General features: G+C 39.2%; 26 protein-coding genes. 14 read left to right on the top strand and 12 right to left on the bottom strand.

Annotation, left to right across the window (positions count from 1 at the left end):
- The first annotated feature begins 48 nt into the window (after window positions 1-48).
- Both O0V13_RS01710 and O0V13_RS01705 read left to right on the top strand, forming a co-directional pair.
- Window positions 49-2,862 carry a YCF48-related protein gene (locus tag O0V13_RS01710; RefSeq protein ID WP_268033263.1) on the top strand — a complete coding sequence of 938 codons (2,814 nt, stop codon included), beginning with the start codon at window positions 49-51 and terminating at the stop codon, window positions 2,860-2,862.
- A gap of 217 nt (window positions 2,863-3,079) precedes the next feature.
- Window positions 3,080-4,321 carry a cystathionine gamma-synthase family protein gene (locus O0V13_RS01705; protein ID WP_268033262.1) on the top strand — a complete coding sequence of 414 codons (1,242 nt, stop codon included), beginning with the start codon at window positions 3,080-3,082 and terminating at the stop codon, window positions 4,319-4,321.
- A gap of 55 nt (window positions 4,322-4,376) precedes the next feature.
- Here O0V13_RS01705 and O0V13_RS01700 read toward each other — a convergent pair whose 3' ends face one another.
- The 3 genes from O0V13_RS01700 to O0V13_RS01690 form a co-directional block, all read right to left on the bottom strand.
- Window positions 4,377-4,901: a GNAT family N-acetyltransferase gene (locus O0V13_RS01700; protein WP_268033261.1), complete on the bottom strand. Its 525-nt coding sequence runs from the start codon at window positions 4,899-4,901 to the stop codon at window positions 4,377-4,379.
- Window positions 4,902-4,985: 84 nt separating this feature from the next.
- Window positions 4,986-6,062 carry a peptide chain release factor 1 gene (prfA, locus tag O0V13_RS01695; protein ID WP_268033260.1) on the bottom strand — a complete coding sequence of 359 codons (1,077 nt, stop codon included), beginning with the start codon at window positions 6,060-6,062 and terminating at the stop codon, window positions 4,986-4,988.
- Window positions 6,063-6,159: 97 nt separating this feature from the next.
- A complete protein-coding gene (locus tag O0V13_RS01690) occupies window positions 6,160-6,993 on the bottom strand; it encodes an SGNH/GDSL hydrolase family protein (RefSeq protein WP_268033259.1) in 834 nt (277 codons plus the stop codon).
- Between the two features lie 107 nt (window positions 6,994-7,100).
- On the opposite strand from O0V13_RS01690, the gene O0V13_RS01685 reads away from it, so the two are divergent.
- Window positions 7,101-7,328 carry a Kazal-type serine protease inhibitor domain-containing protein gene (locus tag O0V13_RS01685; protein ID WP_268033258.1) on the top strand — a complete coding sequence of 76 codons (228 nt, stop codon included), beginning with the start codon at window positions 7,101-7,103 and terminating at the stop codon, window positions 7,326-7,328.
- Between the two features lie 36 nt (window positions 7,329-7,364).
- On the opposite strand, the gene glmS is transcribed toward O0V13_RS01685, so the two are convergent.
- From glmS to O0V13_RS01670, 3 genes are all read right to left on the bottom strand, one after another.
- Window positions 7,365-9,206, bottom strand: a complete 1,842-nt coding sequence (gene glmS / locus O0V13_RS01680) for a glutamine--fructose-6-phosphate transaminase (isomerizing) (RefSeq protein ID WP_268033257.1) — start codon at window positions 9,204-9,206, stop codon at window positions 7,365-7,367.
- 118 nt (window positions 9,207-9,324) lie between these two features.
- Entirely contained in the window at window positions 9,325-10,626 is a 1,302-nt protein-coding gene (locus O0V13_RS01675) for a DUF4270 family protein (RefSeq protein ID WP_268033256.1), read from the bottom strand.
- 19 nt (window positions 10,627-10,645) lie between these two features.
- Window positions 10,646-11,458, bottom strand: coding sequence for a glycogen/starch synthase (locus tag O0V13_RS01670; protein ID WP_268033255.1), 813 nt, complete (start codon window positions 11,456-11,458; stop codon window positions 10,646-10,648).
- 126 nt (window positions 11,459-11,584) lie between these two features.
- Between O0V13_RS01670 and panC the strand changes: the two genes are divergently transcribed.
- The 6 genes from panC (at window position 11,585) to O0V13_RS01640 (ending at window position 16,830) form a co-directional block, all read left to right on the top strand.
- The gene (gene panC, locus O0V13_RS01665; protein WP_268033254.1) at window positions 11,585-12,433 is read left to right on the top strand and encodes a pantoate--beta-alanine ligase; all 849 of its coding nucleotides are present in this window, start codon (window positions 11,585-11,587) and stop codon (window positions 12,431-12,433) included.
- A gap of 25 nt (window positions 12,434-12,458) precedes the next feature.
- Complete coding sequence (panD, locus tag O0V13_RS01660) at window positions 12,459-12,806, top strand: aspartate 1-decarboxylase (RefSeq protein WP_268033253.1); 348 nt, start codon at window positions 12,459-12,461, stop codon at window positions 12,804-12,806.
- Window positions 12,806-13,810, top strand: a complete 1,005-nt coding sequence (locus O0V13_RS01655; protein ID WP_268033252.1) for a lysylphosphatidylglycerol synthase transmembrane domain-containing protein — start codon at window positions 12,806-12,808, stop codon at window positions 13,808-13,810. Before panD ends, O0V13_RS01655 begins: the two co-directional genes overlap by 1 nt.
- A gap of 31 nt (window positions 13,811-13,841) precedes the next feature.
- Window positions 13,842-14,531 (top strand): zinc metallopeptidase, encoded by a 690-nt coding sequence (locus O0V13_RS01650; protein WP_073571361.1) that lies wholly within the window; start codon window positions 13,842-13,844, stop codon window positions 14,529-14,531.
- 95 nt (window positions 14,532-14,626) lie between these two features.
- Window positions 14,627-15,766, top strand: a complete 1,140-nt coding sequence (locus O0V13_RS01645; RefSeq protein ID WP_268033251.1) for an acyl-CoA dehydrogenase — start codon at window positions 14,627-14,629, stop codon at window positions 15,764-15,766.
- A gap of 137 nt (window positions 15,767-15,903) precedes the next feature.
- Window positions 15,904-16,830, top strand: a complete 927-nt coding sequence (locus O0V13_RS01640; RefSeq protein WP_268033250.1) for a helix-turn-helix domain-containing protein — start codon at window positions 15,904-15,906, stop codon at window positions 16,828-16,830.
- On the opposite strand, the gene O0V13_RS01635 is transcribed toward O0V13_RS01640, so the two are convergent.
- The 4 genes from O0V13_RS01635 to O0V13_RS01620 all read right to left on the bottom strand — a co-directional run bounded on the left by O0V13_RS01635 (window position 16,816) and on the right by O0V13_RS01620 (window position 18,967).
- Window positions 16,816-17,589 carry a geranylgeranylglyceryl/heptaprenylglyceryl phosphate synthase gene (locus O0V13_RS01635; protein ID WP_268033249.1) on the bottom strand — a complete coding sequence of 258 codons (774 nt, stop codon included), beginning with the start codon at window positions 17,587-17,589 and terminating at the stop codon, window positions 16,816-16,818. The genes O0V13_RS01640 and O0V13_RS01635 overlap by 15 nt on opposite strands.
- Window positions 17,561-17,944 carry a hypothetical protein gene (locus O0V13_RS01630; RefSeq protein ID WP_268033248.1) on the bottom strand — a complete coding sequence of 128 codons (384 nt, stop codon included), beginning with the start codon at window positions 17,942-17,944 and terminating at the stop codon, window positions 17,561-17,563. The genes O0V13_RS01635 and O0V13_RS01630 overlap by 29 nt, the downstream gene beginning before the upstream one ends.
- Complete coding sequence (locus tag O0V13_RS01625; protein WP_268033247.1) at window positions 17,937-18,302, bottom strand: phage holin family protein; 366 nt, start codon at window positions 18,300-18,302, stop codon at window positions 17,937-17,939. The genes O0V13_RS01630 and O0V13_RS01625 overlap by 8 nt, the downstream gene beginning before the upstream one ends.
- 68 nt (window positions 18,303-18,370) lie before the next feature.
- On the bottom strand, window positions 18,371-18,967 hold the full coding sequence (locus O0V13_RS01620) for a YkgJ family cysteine cluster protein (RefSeq protein ID WP_268033246.1): 597 nt from the start codon (window positions 18,965-18,967) through the stop codon (window positions 18,371-18,373).
- Between the two features lie 174 nt (window positions 18,968-19,141).
- Here O0V13_RS01620 and O0V13_RS01615 point away from each other — a divergent pair, with 174 nt between their 5' ends.
- The 3 genes from O0V13_RS01615 (at window position 19,142) to guaB (ending at window position 22,474) form a co-directional block, all read left to right on the top strand.
- Window positions 19,142-19,864, top strand: a complete 723-nt coding sequence (locus O0V13_RS01615) for a TIGR00730 family Rossman fold protein (RefSeq protein ID WP_268033245.1) — start codon at window positions 19,142-19,144, stop codon at window positions 19,862-19,864.
- A complete protein-coding gene (locus O0V13_RS01610; protein ID WP_268033244.1) occupies window positions 19,864-20,796 on the top strand; it encodes a lytic transglycosylase domain-containing protein in 933 nt (310 codons plus the stop codon). Before O0V13_RS01615 ends, O0V13_RS01610 begins: the two co-directional genes overlap by 1 nt.
- Window positions 20,797-20,995: 199 nt before the next feature.
- A complete protein-coding gene (guaB, locus tag O0V13_RS01605) occupies window positions 20,996-22,474 on the top strand; it encodes an IMP dehydrogenase (RefSeq protein ID WP_268033243.1) in 1,479 nt (492 codons plus the stop codon).
- A 35-nt stretch (window positions 22,475-22,509) separates the two neighbouring features.
- On the opposite strand, the gene O0V13_RS01600 is transcribed toward guaB, so the two are convergent.
- Window positions 22,510-22,986 carry a GNAT family N-acetyltransferase gene (locus tag O0V13_RS01600; protein ID WP_268033242.1) on the bottom strand — a complete coding sequence of 159 codons (477 nt, stop codon included), beginning with the start codon at window positions 22,984-22,986 and terminating at the stop codon, window positions 22,510-22,512.
- Between the two features lie 64 nt (window positions 22,987-23,050).
- Between O0V13_RS01600 and O0V13_RS01595 the strand changes: the two genes are divergently transcribed.
- On the top strand, window positions 23,051-23,827 hold the full coding sequence (locus O0V13_RS01595) for a type III pantothenate kinase (protein WP_268033241.1): 777 nt from the start codon (window positions 23,051-23,053) through the stop codon (window positions 23,825-23,827).
- Here the strand turns inward: O0V13_RS01595 and O0V13_RS01590 are convergent.
- The gene (locus O0V13_RS01590) at window positions 23,802-24,473 is read right to left on the bottom strand and encodes a peptidoglycan DD-metalloendopeptidase family protein (protein WP_268033240.1); all 672 of its coding nucleotides are present in this window, start codon (window positions 24,471-24,473) and stop codon (window positions 23,802-23,804) included. The two genes, O0V13_RS01595 and O0V13_RS01590, sit on opposite strands and share 26 nt — an antisense overlap.
- 95 nt (window positions 24,474-24,568) lie before the next feature.
- Between O0V13_RS01590 and O0V13_RS01585 the strand changes: the two genes are divergently transcribed.
- Window positions 24,569-25,522, top strand: a complete 954-nt coding sequence (locus tag O0V13_RS01585) for a pyridoxal-phosphate dependent enzyme (RefSeq protein WP_268033239.1) — start codon at window positions 24,569-24,571, stop codon at window positions 25,520-25,522.

The raw sequence follows: 25,522 nt of genomic DNA, 5'->3' as shown, positions 1-25,522 counted from the left end.
TTGAGAAGAAGGGAAATGACTTATTTTTGTTTATCTACAAAACATCTCATGCGAAAGCTTTCGATTCTTTTTAGCCTTTTCTTTTTGATCCCCTTAGGAACATTTGGACAAACTTGGACGCGTCTTCAAAGCTGGGGCTTGGATTTAGAAGCTATAGTTTGGGTCAATGACAGTGTCGCTTTTGCTGGAGGTGAAAACCTCCTCATTAAGACATCGGACTATGGCCAAAGCTGGCAAGAGTTACCAATTGAATTTGAAGGAAGAATTCAGGGACTACAATTTGAAGATGCCGATTCAGGAATTGCAGTTGGAGAGAATTCTTTAATTCTGCAAACTCAGGATGGAGGGGCTTCTTGGAATTCTATTTCTCTTAGCGGTGATTTTAATTGGAAGGATATCGCTTATAACGGAAATGCCAAGTGGCTAATGGTAGGTAAAAGTGGTGATATCTATCAATCGATTGATGATGGGAGTTCTTGGCAAAAAGTTGAAAGTGGTGTAAATGAGGGCTTAAATTCAATTAATTTCCTCAATCAAGACACGGTTTATTCTTCTGGAGAAAAAGGAACTATCCTGAGAAGTTATAATGGAGGGGATACCTGGGAAAAGCTGAATTCGGGAATTAGTACAGACTTAAATGATATCCAATTTTCATCCGATTTGATTGGTTATGCGGTGGGTGAAGGTGGGATTGCAATTAAGACAGTAGATGGAGGTGAGACTTGGCAAAGTTTGGTAACTGGGGTTGTTAGTGATCTCAATTCACTTTCTCTTTCGAAATTGAACTCCTCAATTCTAGTAGCAGCAGGAGAAACAGCAACAATAATAAAGTCAGGAAATGCTGGGGTAAGTTTTTCGAAAATAAATCTTGGTGCTACAAACTCTCGAGGCTTAAGAGAAATAAGTTTTGTTGGCCAAACAAATCAAGTTTTCGGAGTTGGGGTTGATGGTTATGGTATTTCTTCATCAAATGCTGGCTCTTCGTTTTCGCAGAAGCTGGCTGGATATAGAAATGATTTTTCCGCAATTGATTTTAAAAGTGATAGAATTGGTTTCGTAGCAGGTCAAAAAGGCCAGTTTCTTATTACTACAAATTATGGACAGTCTTTTGTAAGTCGACCAATCCCTGAAGAAATTGATATTGCTGCAATTGATTTTTGGAATACCAGCTTTGGTTATGTTTCCGGACCTGCTGGAAAAATTTATAGAACCAGTAATTCGGGAGTGGACTGGGGTGATTTTAGTATTAATACCAATGAAAGGGTGGACGGTTTTTATCTTTTTGCTCCATCTGTTCTTTATTTGGCTGGAACAGGAGGTTTTATCACTAGATCCTCAGATTCAGGTGTTACATGGGATTTGAACATAGATAGTGCTACCCCAAATGATCTGAAGGATTTAATGTTTTTTGATTATGCAGAAGGCATAGCTATTGGTTCGAATGGTGAGATACTATACTCATATGGTGGTACCAATTGGGAAAAAGTTGAAAGCTTAACAAGCGAAAATTTCAATGCTTTAGCTAAGGTGAGTGGCTTTAGTGCTGTAATGGTTGGAGATAATGGAATTATCGTCAAAACAGACGATATGGCTAAGTCTTTTGAAGTTATTGATTCTGGGACTGCTCAAGATTTATTATCAGTCGATTTTTTTGATGAAAAATATGGTTTCGTATCAGGAGTAGGGGGAATTACTTTAGTAACGAAAGATGGGGGTAATTCTTGGACTCAAATTGAAAGTGGTACTAGCCGGGATTTGGTCTCTGTAAGCGCCACTTCGCCTACTATGGCATATGCCGCGGGGAATGACGGAAGCATTCTTGTTTACAATTGTAATCCAGCAGAAGGAGTGTTGAGCGAAATTAGTGGTTTAACTCAGTCCTGTCTAGAGATTCAAAAATATAGCATAACAGATGGCATAATTCCAGGTACGCAATTGAATTGGAGAGTAGATGGTGGGGATATTATTTCTGGTCAGGGAACGAATACCATTGAGGTAAACTGGAAGGATGTAGGTCGAAGGGGTGTTTTTGTAGATAGAAGAAATTTTTGTGGGGCTGGAGAAACCTCCTATATCGAGGTAATTGTTTCTGATATGCCTGCTCCGGAGGAAGTTATTGCTGGAAATGGAATTGTTTGTCAGGGGAATGAGGAAACTTATACCATGCCTGAACTGGAAGGGGTTAGCTATTCTTGGACAATAGATGGTGGAGAAATAATAGATGGCCAAGGTACTGCAAACATGACAGTCATTTGGAATACTTCTGGTTCAGGTATTATTACTGTAACTCCCGAAAATTCTTGCGGTAAATCTGAGACTATTTCTTTACCAATAACAATCACTCCACTTCCATCTCAACCTAGTGAAATTGAAGGTGAATCTTTAGTTGCATTTGGGGAGCAGGTTTATTCAGTAGTAATGGAAGAAGGCATCGGTTATCAATGGATGCTCAGTGGTGGAGGGACTATCATTTCTGGTCAAGGAACCTCTTCCATTCAAGTTGTTTGGGAAGAGGAAGGAGATTATGTACTTCAGGTAAAGAGTCAAAACTCCTGTGATGATGGTCCGGAAAGTAATTTGAATGTCAAAGTAAGCTTGATCACTGGCATAGAGCCTAGCCCTGATCTGGAAGGATTAAAAGTCTATCCAAACCCATCTCATGGACGATTTGTAGTAGAAGCGGAATTTTTAGATCAATGGAGCGAAGCTTCTTTAATCAATGGATTTGGTCAAGTTTTACTCCAATCTGATATTCGTTCTGGCCAGAAGAAAATAGAATTCAGCAACCTTAAAGCTGGTGTATTTTACCTACGGCTGGAGGGTCAAAAAGGCAGCGTAGTCAAAAAGGTCATTGTTCAATAATTTTTTATAAAATTTTCCACAGCATAGTATATTTTTAATTGCCAAATCAATTGACCAAAACAAAATTTTATTTGGCTTATAAAGAATCATATACGTAATATTTCTATATATCAGAATATGATCTCGAATTTGATTTTCAATCAAAAGATTGTTGGGTAAAACAATTTGAAAATTTGATAAAATATTCTATCATTTGGGGGAATTAAACCCAAATATAATGATGAGATCTTTCGCCCCAGAAAGTCTGATGATGTCCCATGGCTATAAGCCTGAATTATCAGAAGGTGCTGTCAAATGCCCCATATTTCAAACTTCTACTTTTGTCTTTAAATCAGCTCAGGAAGGAAAAGATTTTTTTGAGTTGGCCTATGGAAAGCGAGAAAAGAATCCAGGTGAGCAACCGGGATTGATCTATTCTCGGCTGAATAATCCTGATCTCCAAATCTTGGAAGAGCGACTTGCCCTTTGGGATAAAGCCGATGAATGCGCTGTCTTTGAAAGTGGGATGTCTGCGATTTCTACTGTGCTTCTTGAGTTTTTGAGGCCAGGAGACGGAATGTTGTATAGCAAACCGGTATATGGTGGTACTGATCATTTTATCAATAAGCTTTTGCCTCAATACCAAATTAAGGGTGTTGGATTTACGAATTCGATGACTGAGGAGGAGCTACTCATTGCTGCGAAAGGAAAAAATGTTAAAGTTATCTATGTTGAAACGCCTGCAAACCCGACAAATGCGCTTTTTGATTTAACCTTATGTAGAAAAGTAGCTAATCAACTAAGTACTCCTGAAAGCCCCGTTTATGTAGTGGTGGATAATACCTATATGGGGCCACTTTGGCAACACCCATTGGAGCTAGGAGCGGATTTGGTTGTTTACTCTGCTACAAAATATATTGGTGGACATTCGGATTTGATTGCTGGAGCAGTTTTGGGGAAAAGTGATTTGATGGCCAGAGTGAGGAGACTCCGAACTTTCTTGGGAAATATGGCTGGTCCCTGGACTGGTTGGTTATTGATGAGAAGTTTGGAGACTCTCAAAGTCAGAATGAGTCAGCAGGCATTGAATGCAGAAAAAGTTGCTGATTTTTTGAGAGACCACCCAAAAGTTTCCAAAGTATATTATTTGGGGCATTTGACAGAAAGCGACCCCCAATATCAGGTTTTCAAAAGTCATTTGACTAGTGCAGGAGCGATGGTTTCATTTGATGTAAAAGGAGGAGAAAAAGAGGCATTCCGCTTCCTAGATAGCCTAAAACTATTCAAATTGGCAGTTTCCTTGGGAAGTACGGAATCATTGGCCGAGCATCCCGCGACAATGACTCATAGCGATGTGGATGAAAAAGATAGAATGGAAATTGGTATTTCTGATAACCTAGTTCGCCTGTCAATCGGTGTTGAGCATTTCGAAGATTTGATTTGGGATATTTCCCAGGCTTTGGACCAGATTGAGGGATAGGAAGAAAGAATTTGGAAATAATAAAAAAGGTGAGTTTTAACGCTCACCTTTTTTATTAAGATTCTCCCTTGATTTTGACATATTGGAAAATATCTCCTACGACATTTCTTTTTATAAAAGCCTTTTTCAAAATGGCTTCTGGAATATAGCCTGCTTTCTCAAGTACATTCATTGATTCCACATTGAAATCATATACTTGGGCATAGATTCTTTGAATATCAAACCGATCCAAAAGATGTTGAGTAAATAGCTTTACAGCCTCCGTGGCTATTCCTTTGCCCCAAAAAGGCTCACCAACCCAAAAGCCAAGCTCCATGTTGGTTCGCAATTCATCCTTTCCTCGATCGCAACCAATGGATCCCGCCAATTTTCCTTCAAACTCGATGGCAAAATTGTGTGGAGGATTAAATTTCTGATTATGTTCTATCCAATGACGGGCATCATGAATAGTATATGGCTGCGGAAAACTATCCCGCAGATTCATTGCGATTTTTGGGTTATTAGCCAAAGGATAAAGCTGATGAAAGTGAGCCTCATTCCAAGTGACCAGGTTAATATCTCTTTCTCCGGAGATGATCATAAAAACTTAACGGTTAATTACTCAAGATAATAGGCAAAATGCACATTCTGCAAATAACCCGAAACAATTATGCAAAAGGTGATCCTAATCTTCCAATCCTGAGCTTTGCATCTTTTCCAAGTTCTCGGCTAGTCTCAATGCGGAGATAAATTCCTCAATGTGCCCATCCATTACCTCGGGAAGGTTATAGACCGTCTTGTTGATTCGATGGTCTGTTACTCTTGATTGAGGATAATTGTAAGTTCTGATCTTATCAGAACGGTCCCCACTACCAACCATGGATCTTCTTTGCGCTCCCACAGATTCGTTGTGTTTGGCTAGCTCAATTTCATACAATCTAGATCGAAGTACTTTCAGCGCTTTCTCAAAGTTTTTGATTTGAGACTTTTCATCCTGACAGGTGACTACCAAGCCAGTTGGATTGTGGGTTAATCGAACTGCTGAATAGGTAGTGTTGACAGACTGACCACCAGGACCTGATGAACAATAAGTGTCCTTACGGATGTCATTCATGTCCAAATGAACTTCTACCTCATCCATTTCTGGAAGTACTGCAACCGAAGCTGCGGAAGTATGAACTCTCCCTTGAGATTCTGTAGCGGGAACCCTTTGAACTCGATGTACACCGGATTCATATTTTAGCATTCCATAGACGTCTGCTCCCGATACAGTGGCGATGATTTCTTTGTAGCCACCAGCAGATCCAAAGGTCAAATCCAAAACAGTCAGCTTCCACCCTTGCATTTCGCAGAAGCGCTCATACATTCTGAATAAATCTCCTGCAAATATCGCGGCTTCGTCTCCTCCAGTTCCTCCTCTGATTTCAAGAATACAGTCTTTGGAATCATTTGGATCTTTAGGAATAAGTAATTGCTTTAATTCTTCTTCCAAAGTTACTTTCCTGCCTCTCAGTTCATCCAGCTCCATTTTTGCCATTTCTCGGAAATCTGGGTCTTTTTCATTTTCCAAGATCTCCTTAGAGCTATCTATGTTTTGAAGAACTAAAAGGTATTCGTCATAGGCCTGAACGACCTTTTCCAAATCCTTGTATTCTTTGGTAAGCTTGGCATATTTGCTCATGTCTGCCATGGAATCAGGCAAAATGATCAATTGACCTACTTCTTCAAATCTATCTTTGAGGGCTTGTAATTTATCCAGCATAGTTTTATTCGCTGTCGCAAAAGTAGGGAAATTTCTCCATCAGAGGGGAAAGCATGGTTTCAATCCTATGCTTTTAATATGAATATTTGATTCTGAACTACTTTTCTAACCATCCTTTGAATGTCGGAAGCAAAGCTTCGAAGATGATTTGGTAGCCTTTGTCGGAGGGATGAAGCCCATCAAAAGTCACGTTGATACTTTCTTTTGGATAGGGGTATTCGTCATTTTCTGGGTCAAAGGGAATATCGATAAAATCAGGGTATGGATAATTTTGATAACTTCCGGATTCTGGATTTTTTAATCTTTTAAAGTTCACAAGCTCCGGAAAATCCATATCCTTGTGATGGTAAAGATCTATGACTGGGATCTTTTCTTTCTTTCCGATTTTTTTAATTGCTTTTGCAAAGTCTTCCAAATCCTGATCATTTTTTACCTTATAGGAGCCAAAAGCATTGTTCTTGTAGTTGTTGATATAGACAAAGTCTACCCGCTTCATTGGAGTGATCAAGACAATTTTTGCTTTAGGATTGAGGGATTGAATATTGTCCAATATAGTTCTAAATGCCCCATTTACCGTAGTTGTGCCGGTTGCATTTTTATAGTCCTCAAAAGTTCCTAATGGCTTGCTTCCCCACCAATCGTTCGTTCCCAGAAAAATTGTATAAATATCAGCCTCAGGAATATCCAAATCAGCGAATTTTTCTGCAATTGCCACTGCAGTCCACCCATTGTAGCCTTTGTTGACTATTTCCAATTCTGGAAACTCCCCTCCAATAAGTGATAGGTATCCTTTTGTCACCCGATTTCCTGTCTCGTCTTTATGATCGTTCAAATAGGTGATAGAATCTCCAATTGCAACCCATTTTGGTTTTTTATCCTGAAAATTGAAAAGAAGAAAAAAGCTGAATAGAAGTAAATAGAAGACTTTCATGTTTTGATTGGGATTTCTTTAAGTAAAAAGAACAATTTAGAAATAAAATTGTGTCCTGCACCTGAAGAGTTGAGTAGCAATCTATTTTTTATTGTCGTTCTTCATTTATGAAATTCTTGAAATTCACAGGCTTTTCACTTTTGATCTTCATTGCTAATAGCTGTAATGATGAAGATTTAGGGAAAAATGATTGTTTTGACCCCGATAAAGTTTCAGATGATGGTTGTTTTGAAGTTTATCAGCCTGTCTGTGGATGTGACGGGAAGACTTATGGAAATTCCTGTAATGCCGCGAACGCTGGCCTCCTATCCTGGACTGAAGGTGAATGTGAATAAAAAAAGGCTGCCAAAATTTGACAGCCTAATCTAGGTTTATTCCACAGTTACAGATTTGGCCAAATTCCTTGGCTGATCGACATTGCAACCTCTCATGACTGCGATATGGTAAGAGAGTAATTGTAAAGGAATTACAGCTACTAAAGGAGCAAAAGCCTCATGTGTTTCTGGGATTTCAATGACATGGTCGGCCATTTCTTTTACTTGAGTATCTCCCTCTGTTACTACAGCTATAACTTTTCCTTTTCGTGCTTTTACTTCTTGGATATTTGACACCACCTTCTCATAGGAACTGTCTTGAGTAGCGATGAAAATTACCGGCATTTCTTCATCTATCAAGGCAATAGGCCCATGTTTCATCTCTGCAGCCGGATACCCCTCTGCATGGATGTATGAAATTTCTTTGAGCTTCAAAGCCCCTTCCAAAGCAACAGGAAAATTATAACCTCTTCCTAAATACAAAGCGTTTCTTACGTCTTTATATTCGGAAGCAATGTATTCAACCTGTTGATTTGACTTTAAAGCCGTTTCAACCTTAGAGGGGATTGCGGCCAGTTCATGCAACAGCTGAATGTATTTGTTTTCTGGAAGAGTGCCTCTTTGATAGCCCAATTTCAAGGCCATCATGGCCAAAACAGATATTTGTGCTGTAAATGCTTTGGTAGACGCTACACCGATTTCAGGTCCTGCATGGGTGTATGATCCTGCATGAGTTGCTCTTGGAATCGATGAACCTACGACATTACACACGCCAAATATGGTAGCTCCTCGGGATTTGGCGAGCTCAATAGCTGCCAAAGTATCTGCCGTTTCTCCAGATTGAGATATAGCAATTACGAAATCTTTTTCATTGATCACTGGATTTCGATAGCGAAACTCAGATGCATATTCTACTTCCACTGGAACTCTGGCAAATTCTTCAAAAAGATATTCAGCTACTAATCCAGCGTGCCAGGATGTCCCACAGGCAGTAATGATAATCCGCTCAGCATTTTGGAATTTGTTCATATAATCCCGCAATCCTCCCAGCACCAATCTGCCGGATTTGGCATCTAATCTTCCTCTCAAACAGTCTGCAATGGATTTGGGCTGCTCATAGATTTCCTTAAGCATAAAGTGCTCATAACCGCCTTTTTCTATCGCTTCCAATTCCATTTCCAATTGATTGATATATGGATTTGTTTCTACATTCTCAATCGTTCGTACTTGTAAGCGGTTATTTCTGATTACTGCGATCTCATAATCATCGAGGTAGACAACTTTATTGGTGTATTCGATAATTGGTGTCGCATCAGAAGCTAAAAAATACTCTTCCTCTCCAACTCCAATTACTAAAGGAGATCCTTTTCTTGCAGCAATAAGTGTATTGGGTTCCTCTTTATTTATTAAAACTATTGCATATGCCCCAACTACTTTATGGAGAGCTAATCTGAGAGCTTCCTCCAAGGAACATTGATTATTGAGTTGAATGTCCTCAATAAATTTGATGAAAACTTCGGTGTCAGTTTCTGATTGGAAAGAATAACCTTTTTGAATCAGATCTTTTTTAAGCACTTCATAGTTTTCAATGATTCCATTGTGAATCATCGCAAGCTTCTCAGAAGAGGAATAATGAGGATGGGCATTAACGTCGTTTGGTTCTCCATGAGTTGCCCATCGGGTATGGCCAATTCCAATTGTAGAATTGACATCTCCTTGAGAAGAAAGGTGCTTCTCCAATTCTGAAACTTTTCCTTTCTTTTTGTATATGCTAAGTCCTCTTTGGTCTAGTAAGGCTACTCCAGCACTATCGTATCCCCTATACTCTAGTCTTTTGAGTCCTTTGATAATAATTGGTAAAGCTTCTTGCTGGCCTACATAGGCTACGATTCCGCACATATTGAAAAATTCTTGTTGTGAAAATTAACTTTCACAAATAAACACCTTTCGTGCCAAAAAAAACAACCCGCTTTCTTAAAATTCGAAAGCGGGTTGTTTATTCTTTTTTAAAATCTAATTATTGAATCTTGGAATAGATTGCTTGGATTTCAATTTTATCAGTCCCAACTTTTAGTTGTCGAAGTGATCGTTTGAATTCATCTGAAGATACAGTAGAAACGTATCCTCCATATAGCATCCAATCTTTTCTAGTCAGTTCATTTCTAAACAATGCATTGATATGTGATGTTACGCCCATTGTATAGATGCCTGTTTCAGAATCGAGAGTTCCCGTTGCATACCCAAGGTAAGTTGGCTCTTCGACATCATCTACCAATTCGGTTTGGGGCTGTCCATCTCTTTGAACAGTCAGCCTTCCTCCATCGCTGGCCCTTCTTAAGATTTTATTATTTGCATCTACAAAATAGGCTACAAATGCAGGAGTGGAATTTTGACCTTCAGGGACCTCCTCGATTTCTCCAACCAAAAGATTTGCTTGCTTGAATACTACTCCAGAAAGAGTATCTAGAAATGCATCAAGTGGGGAAGTGTCAAGTCGAATAGCCATACCAAGACCTGCTTTCATTCCTACTAAACTTCCTGTTTCGTAAGATTTATTTAGTTCTTGAACAACCTCTGTTGGGGTTCCTGTTCTATCGCTTTCTATTCCGTTGAAATTTCTGGAAGAAGAGGTCGTAATTTCAAAGGATGTAGCTACAGTGTCTCCTTCATAATGGTAAAAGAAAGAAAGTTTAGTATCAGCACCAGTTTCTATTCCTGCAGTTGAATTGTCTCCTTCTTTGGCTTGAACAGCAATACCAGGGAAATATTCTCTAAATGTGAAAATATTATCAAAAACACTACTTCTTTTAAGCTTATCAAACAAATCTAAGCCGAATTCCTCTTCAACATGAAATGTATTGATAGTGTCCTTTACTTCTCCAAAAGTGATCTCAGTGGAAGCAAACGGAGTCTCTTCAAAAGGGATTTTGTCGAAGTTGTAATAAACTGTGTCTTGAATTTGTTCAGTGAGCTGATGGATGGAATAGGTCTTGGCTTCATCCAGATTTTGCCCATTGATGCTGACAAAACTTAGATCAAACATTACCGAATCAAGTATAGCAGTGCTTTCAGGCTTTGTAGCTGAAGTGCTAAAATGCATCCTAGTATACCCAGTGCTAGTTGTCTTTCCGAAATAGGAGTCTTCTTCATTTCCGACTACCAAAATATCCTGATTGGTAGTGTTGAATGAGTCTAATAAAACAACTTCCGCAGGAAGTTCGAAATTGACAAAGAAAACACCGACTTGGTTGTTTCCTGGGTCTAATTCGAGACCTACGGAAGATGGATCAGAACATGAACTTGTTACTATTAGGGACAAGAGGGCCAAGCTGGCTAGCTTAGCCTGCGAGGTTTGTATAAATGCCGTAAAGCTCTTCGTGAGCTTGTTCTTCTTCTTCAATACTGATTTCAAACTTCTTGTCTTTTGAGAAATCCTCGATTAGTTTGTTTAATTCATCCGAAACTTCTCCGCCTTTCACTATCAGATCGGCATATTCCATGCCCATGCGAATAAAGCCTTCGAAGTCTTTGCTTTCCAAAGGTGCTAAAATAGTGTCATCTATGTCCACCATCTTAACCTTGTTTAACAAATCGTCGCCAAAGGTATGAGAAAATCCGTTGTTGTAGATAGCAAATACTGATTTTGTATCCTTAAATAACGGCTCATTCTTGTAAGTCGTCTTTAGATACATTGGAATTAATGAAGTCATCCAGTCGTTACAGTGAACGATATCTGGAGCCCAGCCAAGTTTTTTTACGGTTTCAATAACGCCTTTACAGAAGAAGATGGCTCTTTCGTCATTGTCTTCGTAGAATTTTTGCTGCTTATCGTGGAAAACACTCTTTCTCTGGAAGTAATCCTCGTTGTCAATGAAGTATACTTGAAGCTTTGCATTTGGAATAGAAGCAACTTTGATCACCAATGGCTTTTCTTCTTCGCCGACGGCAATGTTAATTCCTGAAAGTCTCACTACCTCATGAAGACGGTTTTTGCGCTCGTTGATGAGCCCAAACCGAGGTACCAAAATACGGATTTCCATACCGCGCTCTTGCATGGCTTGAGGAAGGGTTCGTAAGAAATTGGCTACTTCTGAAGTTTGGAGAAAAGGGTTGATTTCACTGGCAACGTAGAGGATACGTAATTTAGACATACTATAGTTTTTTAATGTAAAGTGATAAACAACGACGCAAAGATAATAAAAAAAGGCCGAAAAGCATTGTTTTTCTGAATATTAATCTACTTTTGCGGCAATTTCCCCTAAGTATTGCCCTAGCCAGTGAAGGTATTCCACACAGGAGTCGAATGGAGAGAAATCAGGCTCCAATTACTTCAAGCCCCGAAAACCATCGGATTAGTCCCTACTATGGGGGCCCTACATCAAGGACATCTTGATTTAGTGGATCAATGCATCAAAAATGCAGATGTTGCTGTAGTTTCCATCTTCGTAAATCCCACTCAATTCAATAATAAAGAGGATTTTGATAAGTATCCCAATACATTGGATGCTGATCTCGAATTATTGGAAAAGGCAGGTGTCGACTACGTTTTTGTACCATCAGTGGAGACGATGTATCCTTTACCTACAAAGCTTCAATTTGACTTTGGTGATTTAGAAAGGATTCTGGAAGGAGCATTTCGTCCAGGACATTTTAATGGAGTTGGAATCATTGTATCTAAACTATTTCATTCAATTAGTCCAGATATTGCATTTTTTGGTCAAAAGGACCTTCAGCAGGTAGCAATTATTAGAAGCTTGGTAAATGATTTGTCCTTTCCTTTGGAGCTAAGACTGGTACCAACTCGTCGCGAGGAAGATGGACTAGCAATGTCTTCCAGAAATAGAAGATTGAATCCAGAACAGAGGAAAAAGGCTCTTATTCTCCATGATTCACTGGTTTTTGCAAAGAAGGAACTTGAAAAGGGTCAAAACTGGTTAGATGTCAAGCAAATAATAACCCGAAATTTTGAAGAGTTGGAAGGTGCTGATTTGGAATACTTTGAATTGGTGGAAACTGATAAGTTTGAAATATTCAAAGAGTTTGATCCCACAAAGAAATCTTCTATTTGTGTCGCAGCGTATATAGGAGACGTGAGATTAATAGATAACCTTCCAATAAATTCTTAATTTCGCGGCCGGAAAAACTAAGCCAATGCAAATTCAAATCATGAAGTCCAAAATCCACCGGGTGAAAATTACCCAGGCGGAGTTGCACTATGTAGGGTCCATTACCATCGATGAAGATTTGATGGATGCTGCCAATCTGATAGAAAATGAAAAGGTCCAAATCGTCAATGTAAACAACGGAGAGCGCTTGGAGACCTATGTAATTAAGGGAGAAAGAGGAAGTGGACAGATTTGCCTTAATGGTCCTGCCGCTAGAAAAGCTTCCGTTGGAGACATTGTAATTATCATTTCTTATGCAGGAATGGAATTCGAAGAAGCAAAAAAATTCAAGCCTATTGTTATATTTCCAGATGATCACAATAAATTGATTTGATGATCCAACCAAGAATTAAACAGACAATCCAGATTGTGATCTCATTAGCGATTGCAATCTGGATTTTTTGGTTTTTATACAAAGACATTGAACTGGAGAGTTTAGTAGATCAAGTCTTGTCAAGTAATTGGTCATGGATTGGTTTGTCTATGCTGATCGCATTAGGAGGCTATTGGTTGCGTGGATGGAGATGGACTTTATTGATCACCGAATCAGAGGGAAGGAAAGTGACAACCGCTGATGCTTACCATGCTGTGATGGTAGGTTATTTGGCAAATTTGCTAATACCAAGAGCTGGAGAAGTTGCCCGATGCGGCATACTAAATCGTACCAATGGACAATCTGTTGGCCATTTATTGGGAACAGTCATCATAGAAAGGACAATAGATCTAGTCTTTATGATGGCTACGATTTTTTTGGCATTTGTGGTGGAAAACCAGTTGTTTGTAAGCCTGGCTAATCAATTGGTGAATCTGGAAAGTCTAGGCGAAATGGCGCTTCGGAATCTTCCAATATTAATTGGTGGAGGGTTGATTTTTGCTTTAGTGATTTATTTCCTTCTTAAAAGATTTAGGGATCATGGTTTCATTCAAAAAATCCAACATTTCTTAAGAGAAATGTATGGCGGAATCAAAGGCATCTCAAAATTGAAAAATCCAGCAGGGTTTTGGATTAGTTCCATTGTGATTTGGGTGATTTACTTTTTGACTATGTATACTGTTTCCTTGGGAATCCAGAGTACTGCCAATTTGTCTCCTGGAGAGGTCCTTTTGGTAATGGTAATGGGAAGTATTGGCATGATTGCACCTGTTCAAGGCGGTATCGGTACCTTTCATGCACTGGTGGCCTTTATTTTGATACAATTGGGGATATCAGAACAAGACGGGAAAATCTTTGCCGCTATCATTCATGGAACGCAGATGATTTTGGTGCTAGTGGGAGGATTGGTTAGCTGGCTTGTTATGATGCAAAAGCAGGTTGGGAATAAACCTAACAAAGCCTAACTTCGTATTCATCCCTGCAAACTTTATAATTATGCTATTAATACTTATCGTAGTCGTATTTGCTATCGCTGGCATGGTAGTCAGTAGCAAACTGAAGAGTAAATTCCGCAAATACTCTCAAACGGCCTTGGAAGCAAATCTTTCGGGTGCTGAAATCGCCAAATTGATGTTGGCTGACAATAATATCCATGATGTTCAGGTAGTATCTGTAGAAGGTCAATTGACAGATCACTACAATCCAGCCAATAAAACGGTCAATTTGAGTCCAGATGTATATTATGGAAGGAATGCCGCAGCTGCTGCTGTTGCTTCACACGAATGTGGTCATGCAGTTCAACATGCAACCCAGTATGCTTGGTTGAACCTTAGATCTAAGCTTGTTCCACTTCAGAATGTTTCTGGAAAAATATTGAACATTGTCTTAATAGCTTCCTTGTTTGGGGGTTTTGCTTTAGGATTACCTTATGAATTCATCGGGTACATAGTAGTAGGAGCATATGGAATTATGACCTTGTTTACTTTGGTAACCTTGCCTGTAGAATTTGATGCTTCAAATAGGGCATTGGCTTGGGTGAAAAATAGAAACATCGTTACTTCCTCCGAATATGCAATGTCAAAAGACGCTCTTACTTGGGCGGCAATGACTTATGTAGTTGCTGCGCTTGCATCATTAGCTACTTTAGCTTACTACATATTTGTTTTCTTTGGAAATCGAGATTGATTCAAATCAAAATAAAATTCGGAAAGGGGCAAGTTTTTGCCCCTTTTTTATTTTTAGCCTAAATTCCCAAAAAGTAATAAACCCATTTATTTCCCATGAATTTTCAATTGACAGAAGAACATCTGGCTGTACAAGAAGCAGCTAGAGAATTTGCTAAAACAGAGCTTTTACCTGGAGTAATAGAAAGAGATTCTGAAGCCAAATTTCCAAAAGAACAGGTCCAAAAAATGGGAGAGCTGGGATTTATGGGCATGATGGTAGATCCAGCCTACAATGGTGGAGGAATGGATACCGTTTCTTACGTTTTGGCCATGGAGGAACTTTCAAAAATTGATGCCTCTGCCTCCGTTTGTATGTCTGTCAACAATTCATTGGTTTGTTGGGGATTAGAAAAGTATGGCACTGAATCTCAAAAAGAAAAATATCTAAAGAGATTAGCAACTGGTGAGGTGCTTGGGGCCTTTTGCCTTTCAGAACCAGAGGCTGGGTCAGATGCCACCTCTCAACGAACAGAAGCAAAAAAAGAAGGGGATTTTTATATCCTAAATGGCACCAAGAACTGGATTACCAATGGTTCATCGGCCTCGATTTATCTTGTTATTGCTCAGACTGATGCAAGCAAAGGGCACAAAGGAATCTCTTGTTTTATAGTAGAAAAAGAGTGGGAAGGATTTGTCGTTGGCAAAAAAGAGGATAAGCTCGGAATACGAGGAAGCGATACCCATTCGTTAATGTTTACTGATGTCAAAGTCCCAGTTGAAAACAGAATAGGGGAAGAAGGTTTCGGTTTTACCTACGCTATGGAGACTTTAAATGGAGGTCGAATTGGGATCGCCGCACAAGCTTTAGGGATAGCTGTTGGAGCTTATGAACTAGCATTGGCTTATTCTAAAGAAAGAAAGGCGTTTGGTAAACCAATTAGTCAGCATCAGGCGATCCAGTTCAAATTAGCAGATATGGCTACGCAAATAGAGGCAGCAAGAATGTTGGTTTATAAAGCTGCTTGGTTGAAAGATCAAGGTCAGGATTATTCCCACGCCTCTGCTATGGCAAAGCTTTATGCATCAGAAGTTGCCATGAGTGTGACCGTTGAGGCGGTTCAGGTGCACGGTGGCTATGGATATGTAAAAGAATACCATGTGGAGCGACTTATGAGAGATGCAAAAATTACTCAGATATATGAGGGAACCTCCGAGATTCAAAGAATAGTTATATCTAGAGGAGTCCTTAAGTAAGAGTTAGTTAGTTGATTTTAGTCTAATTGCATTTATTTTTACCTTTTTTAATGGAAATTAACTTTAGCTGTAATTAAATACTGGTTTATAATAGGAAAAATTATATTTTTGTTAAACAATTTTTCTTCAAAAAATTCATGGAATATTACAACAAGGTTATAGAATCGGTAAATGTTAGGTTTCTTAGAGGGAATAATTTCCTGGTTGAAAAGCCAGTGACTATTTCCGATCATAAGGAATTTGATAATATGTTGGTTCTACTTCATCATGGTAGTCTGAAGTTTGGGGAGGATCAAGAGCTTCTAAATGAGGGAGAAGTACTTTTCTTACCAGGTGAGAAAAAGACCTCTTTGACTTTTGGGGGTGGATCCAAGAAGGCCGAAATCTCCATGGATAGCTATCAAGAGAACAAGAAAAAGTATCTGCAAAGTGTAAGTATTAAGGATATTAGAAATGCACAAGAAGATTGTGTGTCTGTTGTAAGCTTTGAATCCAAGGTATTTGATGTAGTCAATTTCTTTAACTCTTTAGATATCCCGGCATTTGTCATTCGATTCAATGATAGAATTGGGATGTTGATTGAGGATATTATGAAAGAGCTGGAACAAAGTAGTGTTGGAAAAGAGCGTGTACTTCGTTCATTAACAGAAGTTCTAGTTATTGAATTATTAAGACATATCTTAAAAAATAGACTGTTCCTTGAAGAGCTTTCTACCAATGTCACCTACTTCAAGGATCCTAGATTAATCGAGTTATTCAAATTTATCAAGACAAATTTGGGTGGTGATCTTTCCAATAAAGTCTTAGCCAAGGTTGCAAACGTTTCTGAAGATTACGTTGGGCAATATTTCAAAATGTTGACAGGTATCAATCCTCAGGATTATATTGAATATCAAAGAATGGAAGCAGCTGTGGATTTATTGAGAACAACCAAAAAATCTATTCGAGATATCGGTAAAGAAGTCGGCTACAAGGATACAGCATATTTCTGCCGTAGATTTAAAATGATGTACGGAGTGCCGGCAGGAAAGATGAGAAGAAGAGAAAGTCTAATTAACGTGTAGACTCTGATTATACCAATCTTTAAATGAAAGGACCTCAGATAGAAAATCGGGGTCCTTTTCTATTTGATTGCCTATCACCACCAAATCAGCTCCAGACTCAAAGGCCTGATTGATTTTTTGGAGAGAATCTATTCCTCCCCCTACAATTAAAGGGCAATCTAGACACTCCTTAATGGAAGTAATTACCTCAGGAGAAACTGAATTCCTGGCTCCACTTCCAGCATCCAAAAAGCAATAATTCATTCCTAAGAATTTACCTGCCAAAGCAGTGCTGATAATCTCTTCTCGATTGGAATTTGGAATCGGCAGGGTATTGGATTCTCTGTGGACACTTTTTATTTCTCCATCATTGACAAGCAGGTAGGCTGTAGGAAGGACCTCTAAGTTGGAATGATGTACTTGCTTTGCTGCTTTCACTTGTTGAGAGATCAAATAATCTGGGTTCCTTCCTGATATCAAGCTCAAGAACAAAATGCCATCTGCTTGTGCTGAAACTTGAAGTTTAGAACCTGGAAAAATTACAACTGGGATATTCTTTGCAAATTTTTTTACATAAGAAATAATCTCCTCAAAGTTGTTTTGGTCAAAATGGCTTCCGCCGACAAAAATAAAATCCAAGCTGGTATTTTGAATCCAATTCCAGTCAAATTCTTTGGATAGAGAAAATTTGTCAGGGTCAATCAGCCAAGCAATTCCTTTTTTATTCTTCTTCGAAAAAGCTTTTAAAGATTTAGCGATGACTTTCTTTTTGCTTTTCATCGGATTCTGGGCTAGAGAATAAGTCTTTAAAGTATTTTTCTTTTGCCAATGCCAATCCCAAAATCAAAAGACGCTGACTCAAACTTGGCCAAAAAGTGGATTTTTTGGGTTGTGTAATCTTTTTTTCGAGTTCCTCGGTTAATAGTCCTTCCCTTTCAAGAACTTCAAGGGCTTTTAGATTTTTTTTAGTTTTTTTTCCCTTTGCCAACTTGACGATTGCATATGCCAATAGTCCTCCTGCAACGACCGCTCCACCGACTTTTACCCAATCTTCAGAATCTTTCTTCAGGAGATCTAATTGCTTCTGAAGAGTTTGTTCTAACTCTTCCGCCTGATTTTCCAATTCCTTACTCATCTTCTTTCTCTTCTCTTTTTTTGATTTTGCTAAAAATAAAATCCTTGAGTCCTCCTTGAACTTTCTCCTGAATTCCTATGGAATATCTTCCCATATAAAGTGCCAATAATATGACCAAATACAATAGCCCTACTATTAGAAAGCCCAAGAATGGGGATTCAAAGATTGTACTGAGGTAGAAAGCTAAAGAAAGACTGAAAAATAATAATACAAGCAATGTAAGCCCGCCTATCACGATCAGAAGGATAGTTCGTGATACGATTCCTAAGAATTCGTCCTGAACCTCTTGCTTGACAATGTTAATTCGGGTTTCTACCAGACTTTTTACAGTCTGCACTATTTCAGTAACCTTTAGCATACTTTAGATTAAAAATGAAGCATTCTTTTGACAACTCTAATATAATTTAATTGCAAAGAGCAAAAAAATTAGAATTCAGTTGCCTTTTCTTCTTCCTCATAATACTTAAAACGCAAAACTAGTTCAATAGAACGTCTAATGGCTTCATTAATGGGGAATTCTTCTGCTAGACTCTCATCAATATCCCGAGCCTGCGTATAATAGGCCGTGGCCATCGGAATTTCTAAATCTTGATTTATTTTCTGTGTTGTTTCCAAAAACTCATTTGGCTTTCCTTCTTTGAGTTTTTTACATATGATCAACTCTTTCTGACCAACTTTGTTTCGTCTAGCAGCAGATCCAAAAAGCCTACAAATCAATCCCCTGTTTTGATAGTTGCTACAGAACCCTTGGTTTCCCACAGGGTCCTGAGCCCTAAATTGGACACAATTCCCAGATGGATTTTCCTCAATGATTCTCAAAGTAGCTTCAGCAGCAGATTTGTCATATAGCTCAAATGCCAAGGGTAAAAATTCTAAAGGTGATGCTGGGATTTTTGGATTGGCGCAACATAGCCCGCATCCAGAAAAACAGCCTAATTTGCCCTCAGAAGCAAATGGTTTTGCCTCCGCCTCAAGGTCCTGATACAAGGCCAGAACAGCTTGAGATTTATCTTTTAGATTCAAATATTTGTAAAAAGCAATGCAAAATTAGCGAGCAGAATAGTAATTTGATTCTTTCTCTTAAAGATTTTTTTAACTTGATTTTCAAGGGATTAGAATTTCAAAAAATCAATAGTTTTTAAATAAGTCGACGATTCTCTTTGAAGATCGTTTTCTTTAAATAAAAGTAATTAAACCATGAGTAACCTAGAATCAAAAGAACAAGAGGATCGAATCAGGAGGGCCTTTAAAGAGAAAGATTGGAGTGAAATAAAAAGTGCTGATTCTTGGGCGATTTTTAAAGTTATGGCCGAGTTTGTAGATGGCTTTGAAAAGTTGGCCAAAATAGGACCATGTGTATCCATTTTTGGATCTGCTAGAACACCAAGAGATCACAATCACTATAAAATGGCAGAAGAAATAGCTGCCAAATTGGTGCGCCATGGCTATGGAGTAATCACTGGTGGTGGTCCGGGTATTATGGAAGCCGGTAACAAAGGGGCGCACTCGGAAGGTGGTAAATCTGTGGGTTTGAATATTGTGTTGCCTTTTGAGCAATTTAATAACATCTATATTGACAGAGATAAGCTGATAACCTTCGATTATTTCTTTGTGAGAAAAGTAATGTTTATCCGCTATTCCCAAGGATTTGTAGTGCTTCCAGGTGGTTTTGGCACAATGGATGAGTTTTTTGAGGCTCTTACCTTAATCCAAACCAACAAAATCGGAAGATTCCCAATCGTGCTGGTTGGTAAGAACTATTGGGAAGGATTGGTTGACTGGATTAAAAAGACTCTTTTGGAACACAAATACATCAATGAAGAGGATCTTGATCTTTTCTCTGTAGTCGAAGATGCTACCGAGGCAGTTCAGGTGATTGACGATTTCTATAGCAAATACTTGTTGAGCCCGAATTTCTAATGCAAAAAAATCACGCTTACATTTTATATGGTTTAGTATTCATCTGCCTAGTTCTTGTCGCAGTAATGTGGCAAAAAATTACTCCCAAAGAACCAGAAGTTGAGCCTCCTGTATTGGGAGCGATGGGCCTTCCGACTCTACCGCCGGATTCTGTAAGAATTTTTGAAATTCCTTCCACTTTGGAATTTGCGGGTGAAAAGGTCCCACTGGAAATCCAGGATGTATATGAAAGACTAGAGCGAGAAATCTATGTGAATGCCTATTGGCAATCCAATATGGTTTTATTGATGAAGCGTTCTGGAAAATATTTGGAGGAAATCAGCGAGATATTGAAAGCTAATGGAGTTCCCGATGATTTCAAATATTTGGCAATAGCAGAATCAGCTTTGATGAATGTTTCATCTCCAGCTGGAGCGAAAGGATTCTGGCAATTTATGGCACCTACTGCAAAGGAATTTGGATTGGAGGTTTCAAATGATGTGGATGAACGATACAATTGGCAAAAATCTACAGTTGCAGCTACCAAATACCTGAACCAGTCTCATCAAAAGTTTGGAAACTGGACAGCGGTCGCTGCTAGCTATAATATGGGTCAGACAGGATTCAACAGAAGGCAAAATGAACAGCTGCAAGAAAACTATTACGATCTTCTTCTTAATGATGAGACGAGTCGCTATATGTTTCGTGTGTTAGCATTTAAAGTCATTTTTGAAAACCCGAAGAAATATGGATTTGGCCTTAGACCTGAGGATTATTACAAAGAACCAGCCTTGAAAGAGGTCACTGTAGATCAGGATATCAAAAGCTTGGCTCAGTGGGCAAAAGATCAAGGATCTTCTTATAAAGAGTTGAAAATTTATAATCCATGGCTTAGAGATAAGAACTTGAATGTCAGAAGAGGGAAAACTTATACGATTCAGCTTCCTGAATAATTTCAAAGACTTTAACTCATATTCTTGGACTTTCAGTGACAATGAGAAAGACTAGAAATACCTAGTTAAAAGAAGGAAATTCTAAAATCGATGAAAAAATCTTCCAATACGGAAGATTTTTTCTTTTGGCTTAGCATCACATTGATAATTGTTTGTATCTTTGACGGGCAAATAGGGTTACCTACAACCGATATTTGCTATGAATCGAAACTCCGATAAATTCCTCTACGAAGCACTTACCTACGACGACGTGCTTCTTGTTCCTGGGTATTCTGAAGTTCTTCCTCGTGAGACAAACACTTCCACCCAGCTCACCAAAAAAATCAGATTGAACATTCCTCTTGTTTCCGCTGCCATGGATACAGTGACTGAGGCTGAACTTGCTATTGCTATTGCATTAGAAGGTGGTTTGGGCTTCATTCACAAAAACATGTCAATTGAGAAGCAAGCTGCTCAAGTGAGAAAAGTGAAGCGTTCTCAGGCTGGGATGATCTTGGACCCGATTACTTTGGATATCAATGCCAAGGTAAGAGATGCTGAAAGCATTATGAGAGAATACCATATTGGAGGTATTCCTGTGGTGGATGAAAACCGCGTTTTGAAAGGAATCATCACAAACCGTGACCTTCGTTTTATCAAAGATGCCAATCGTCCGATTAAAGAAATCATGACTATCGACAACTTGGTGACTGCCAAGGCTGGAGTATCATTGGAAGAGGCTGAAGAAATCCTTCAGGAATACAAAATCGAAAAACTTCCAATCGTCGATGAGGAAAATAAACTAACTGGTTTGATCACTTACAAGGATATCCTAAAGAGAAAGGATAAGCCAAATGCATGTAAGGATGAATACGGAAGACTAAGAGTAGGAGCTGCAGTAGGTGTGACCGCAGATATCGTAGAGCGTGTAGAAGCATTGAAAAATGCAGGTGTTGATGTGGTTTCCATCGATACAGCACACGGACACTCTAAAGGAGTAATCGATACTTGTAGAAAAATCAAAGATGCTTTCCCTGATCTGGAAGTTATCGTTGGAAATATTGCAACTCCAGAAGCAGCTATCGCTTTAGCAGATGCTGGGGCAGATGCTGTAAAAGTGGGTGTTGGTCCAGGTTCTATCTGTACCACAAGAATTATCGCAGGTGTTGGGGTACCTCAGCTTTCTGCTGTATTTGAATGCGCAGAAGCATTGAAAGAAAGAGGAGTTCCAGTAATCGCCGATGGTGGTATCCGATATTCAGGTGATTTGGTGAAAGCCATTGCAGCTGGTGGTAGCTCCATCATGATTGGTTCTCTTTTGGGAGGTACAGAAGAAGCTCCTGGAGAGATGATCATTTTCGAAGGAAGAAAATTCAAGACTTATAGAGGTATGGGTTCATTGGAAGCCATGGAATCAGGCTCCAAAGACAGATACTTCCAAGATGCTGAGGACAATATCAAAAAATTGGTTCCAGAAGGAATCGTTGGTAGGGTTCCTTACAAGGGCCAAGTTGCTGAAGTATTGTACCAATTGGTTGGCGGTCTTCAGGCAGGTATGGGCTATTGTGGGACCAAAACCATTGAGGACCTTCAGAAGAATGGAAAATTTGTAAAAATCACGGCCGCTGGAGTGAAAGAATCTCACCCTCACGATGTGAGTGTTACCAGAGAAGCTCCTAATTATAGCGTGAAGTCATAATAAGTAAGCCCGGCCAAATGGTCGGGCTTCTTTTTTTAGTCAAAGTATTGCTTGATCTCAAAATCTTGCAAATGTGCATTCAGCCAACCTGCTTCAAGGTATGCTCCGTACTTTTTATAAAAGTTGATTGCGGGCTCATTCCAATCCAACACCTGCCACATCATGCCAGTACACCCTTCTTCAAGTGATTTGGTCATTACTCTGTCAAATAATAATTTTCCTGCACCATTTCCCCTTTCAGATTCTGTCACGACAATATCCTCCAGATACATTCTTCTTCCTTTCCACGTACTGTATCTGTAGTAATAGATGGCGATTCCAATGAGCTCGTTTGTCTCATTTTTTTCACAGACAAAAAGCCCATAAACCGGATTGGGACCAAAGCCGTCCTTTTCCATCATCTCAATGGTATTTGTGACTTGTTCAGGAGCTTTTTCGTAAAGTGCCAGCTCCTTGATTAATTCTAATACGCGAGGCAAATCCTCGATTTTTCCTTCTCTCAGTGAATACATATTTGATTCGTGTTTTTGGATTTTCCTTTCTTGAAATCCTAAATTAGTCAAAAATGAAAAAAGAATGTTTTTAGCGATAGATGCCGGTAACTCCAATGTAGTTTTTGCCTTGTACAATCAGGAATCCAAGACTTGGACCAACCAATTTAGATTGGAAACCAAAACTGCCAAATTGATTTCTCAATTGGCAAAAAAAGTCCCGGTATACTTTTTAGAACATGGTTTGAGCGCTGCCGATATACGCGAAATTGGATTTAGCTCGGTGGTTCCTGAAGTCAATGGGCTGATTGTAGATTTCTGTAAAAACTATTTTGGTATTGAGCCTTTTCTCATTTCTCCCACAGCATATAAAGTTTTGGAAGTGAAAACTCAAAGGCCTCAAGAAATGGGGACCGATCTCATGTGCAATGTCGTGGCTGCTTGGGATAGATTCAAGCAAGCAGCGATTGTTGTGGATTTTGGAACAGCTTTGACATTTACAGTAGTCAATGGTCAAGGAAAAATCCAGGGAGTTTCTATCGTTCCGGGCCTAAGAACGGCCATCAAATCCCTCTTTACAAATACTTCCAAATTGCCAGAAGTGGAATTAAAACTTCCAGAATCTGCAATTGGAAAGGATACCATTCATGCGATCCAGGCAGGGATTCTTTATGGATATACAGGTTTGGTCCAAGGCATGGTCAAGCGAATCAAAGAAGAAACAAACCATGATTACAAAGTAATCGCAACTGGAGGTTTGTCTGAGATTTTGACTCCATTGGAGAAGGACTTCGATCTGATCGATCGGAATCTAACATTGAATGGATTGAGATTGATTACTCAGGCAAATCATAGCCTATGATCCAATTGGGATCAGGGCAGATTTCAGAGAATTTATTCAAGTCCTTTCTGGAAGCCACTCCGGGGAAATCTCCCGAATTCCCAAGCATGTCCCACATCAGTTGATAGTGCAGATGTGGAGGCCAGTCTCCATTTTCCGGAAAAGGACCAACATGGCAGAATTTTTCTCCTTTTTCCAGTTTTTGACCTACTTGGAGTGAGTCAAAGTCTGTTCTTGTTAAATGACCATAAAGTGAGTAAAGCTTTTTCCCTTCTAGATCATGCTCAAGGATGATGGTGGGGCCATAGTTTCCAAAACTGGTATTGTCCTGAAAACCATGAATTACTGCGTCAAAGGGAGAATAAATAGGGCTTCCAGCCTCACACCAAATGTCAATTCCCAAATGAATATCCCGGAAATCTGCCTCTTCTGTTGCAAATACCTGAGACCTTCTATAAATTGCCCGATGCTCCAAATATCCACCTATTCCATACTTTTTCTCGCTTCTTTTCAGCTGATCAAATACAAACTGGTTGAAAGTGGCAGTATTAGTAATGTCCACTTCATCCAAGGCGGTGTTGGAGGGTGAAAAATCAAGAGACATCGTATTTTGAGAGCTTAGTTTTTCTCCCATTAGTGGAAAGAAATCAAAGGAATTCCAATTCATATCCGAAGAAAGAAGAATTTATTGGCTTGTAAAAATTGAATGGGAATAAATCAAAATCTATCCTTTAATTTGAGGACTTGTCACAAATCAATCCCATGGAATCTACTCAATTTCCAAGTCTAGAGGCTATCAAGTCAGCTGCAGAAAGAATCAAGCCTTTTGTTCATTACACCCCAATTTTATCATCTTCGGCCATCAATGAAATTGCCGGATGTGAGGTTTTCTTTAAGTGTGAAAATTTCCAGAAAGTGGGTGCATTCAAGGCGAGAGGTGCCGCAAATGCTGTTTTGAAACTTTCTGAAAAGGAGCGAAGTCTTGGAGTGGCAACTCATAGCAGTGGAAATCATGCGGCTGCTTTGGCAAGAGCTGCAAAAGTGGCTGGGATTCCAGCCTATATCGTGATGCCTTCCAATGCTCCTGAAATCAAGAAAAAAGCTGTGAAAGGATATGGCGGGATTATCATCGAATGCGAACCCAACCTTCAAGCAAGAGAAACGACTTTGGAAAAAGTGGTGGAGGAGACAGGAGCCACTTTTATACCTCCCTATGATTTCATGGATGTGATTGAAGGACAGGCAACATGTGCATTGGAAATTTTGGAAGAAAAACCAGATTTGGATATCCTGATGGCACCAGTTGGTGGTGGAGGTTTATTGGGAGGTACGGCTCTGCTGGTTCATTTGATGAAGCCTGAGATCAAAGTGGTCGCAGGAGAACCCGCGGGTGCTGATGATGCCTTTCAATCTTTCCAAGCTGGTAAATTAATCCCTCAAACTGGTCCAAAAACCATTGCTGATGGACTTTTGACATCACTAGGAAAATTGAATTTTAAATTGATTTCCGATTATGTGGAGGATATCCTTTTAGCAAGCGAATCAGAAATTGTGGATGCCATGAGATTGGTTTATGAAAGAATGAAAATCGTGATCGAACCATCTTCTGCAGTTCCTTTGGCGGCTTTGTTGGCCAATAAAGAAAAGTTTGCCGGAAAGAAAGTGGCAATCATTCTCTCCGGCGGAAATGTTGATTTAGGGAAATTACCCTTCTAA

The sequence above is a fragment of the Algoriphagus sp. PAP.12 genome (genome assembly GCF_026652115.1).
GTDB lineage: Bacteria > Bacteroidota > Bacteroidia > Cytophagales > Cyclobacteriaceae > Algoriphagus.
The sequence above is the reverse complement of the archived record's forward strand: the minus strand, read 5'-3'. Positions and strand labels throughout refer to the sequence as shown.

Coding starts and splice junctions, on each gene's coding strand:
- O0V13_RS01710 (WP_268033263.1), top strand. CDS start 49: ATGCGAAAGCTTTCGATTCTTTTTAGCCTTTTCTTTTTGATCCCCTTA.
- O0V13_RS01705 (WP_268033262.1), top strand. CDS start 3,080: ATGATGAGATCTTTCGCCCCAGAAAGTCTGATGATGTCCCATGGCTAT.
- O0V13_RS01700 (WP_268033261.1), bottom strand. CDS start 4,901: ATGATCATCTCCGGAGAAAGAGATATTAACCTGGTCACTTGGAATGAG.
- prfA (WP_268033260.1), bottom strand. CDS start 6,062: ATGCTGGATAAATTACAAGCCCTCAAAGATAGATTTGAAGAAGTAGGT.
- O0V13_RS01690 (WP_268033259.1), bottom strand. CDS start 6,993: ATGAAAGTCTTCTATTTACTTCTATTCAGCTTTTTTCTTCTTTTCAAT.
- O0V13_RS01685 (WP_268033258.1), top strand. CDS start 7,101: ATGAAATTCTTGAAATTCACAGGCTTTTCACTTTTGATCTTCATTGCT.
- glmS (WP_268033257.1), bottom strand. CDS start 9,206: ATGTGCGGAATCGTAGCCTATGTAGGCCAGCAAGAAGCTTTACCAATT.
- O0V13_RS01670 (WP_268033255.1), bottom strand. CDS start 11,458: ATGTCTAAATTACGTATCCTCTACGTTGCCAGTGAAATCAACCCTTTT.
- panD (WP_268033253.1), top strand. CDS start 12,459: ATGCAAATTCAAATCATGAAGTCCAAAATCCACCGGGTGAAAATTACC.
- O0V13_RS01655 (WP_268033252.1), top strand. CDS start 12,806: ATGATCCAACCAAGAATTAAACAGACAATCCAGATTGTGATCTCATTA.
- O0V13_RS01650 (WP_073571361.1), top strand. CDS start 13,842: ATGCTATTAATACTTATCGTAGTCGTATTTGCTATCGCTGGCATGGTA.
- O0V13_RS01645 (WP_268033251.1), top strand. CDS start 14,627: ATGAATTTTCAATTGACAGAAGAACATCTGGCTGTACAAGAAGCAGCT.
- O0V13_RS01640 (WP_268033250.1), top strand. CDS start 15,904: ATGGAATATTACAACAAGGTTATAGAATCGGTAAATGTTAGGTTTCTT.
- O0V13_RS01635 (WP_268033249.1), bottom strand. CDS start 17,589: ATGAAAAGCAAAAAGAAAGTCATCGCTAAATCTTTAAAAGCTTTTTCG.
- O0V13_RS01630 (WP_268033248.1), bottom strand. CDS start 17,944: ATGAGTAAGGAATTGGAAAATCAGGCGGAAGAGTTAGAACAAACTCTT.
- O0V13_RS01625 (WP_268033247.1), bottom strand. CDS start 18,302: ATGCTAAAGGTTACTGAAATAGTGCAGACTGTAAAAAGTCTGGTAGAA.
- O0V13_RS01615 (WP_268033245.1), top strand. CDS start 19,142: ATGAGTAACCTAGAATCAAAAGAACAAGAGGATCGAATCAGGAGGGCC.
- O0V13_RS01610 (WP_268033244.1), top strand. CDS start 19,864: ATGCAAAAAAATCACGCTTACATTTTATATGGTTTAGTATTCATCTGC.
- guaB (WP_268033243.1), top strand. CDS start 20,996: ATGAATCGAAACTCCGATAAATTCCTCTACGAAGCACTTACCTACGAC.
- O0V13_RS01600 (WP_268033242.1), bottom strand. CDS start 22,986: ATGTATTCACTGAGAGAAGGAAAAATCGAGGATTTGCCTCGCGTATTA.
- O0V13_RS01595 (WP_268033241.1), top strand. CDS start 23,051: ATGTTTTTAGCGATAGATGCCGGTAACTCCAATGTAGTTTTTGCCTTG.
- O0V13_RS01590 (WP_268033240.1), bottom strand. CDS start 24,473: ATGAATTGGAATTCCTTTGATTTCTTTCCACTAATGGGAGAAAAACTA.
- O0V13_RS01585 (WP_268033239.1), top strand. CDS start 24,569: ATGGAATCTACTCAATTTCCAAGTCTAGAGGCTATCAAGTCAGCTGCA.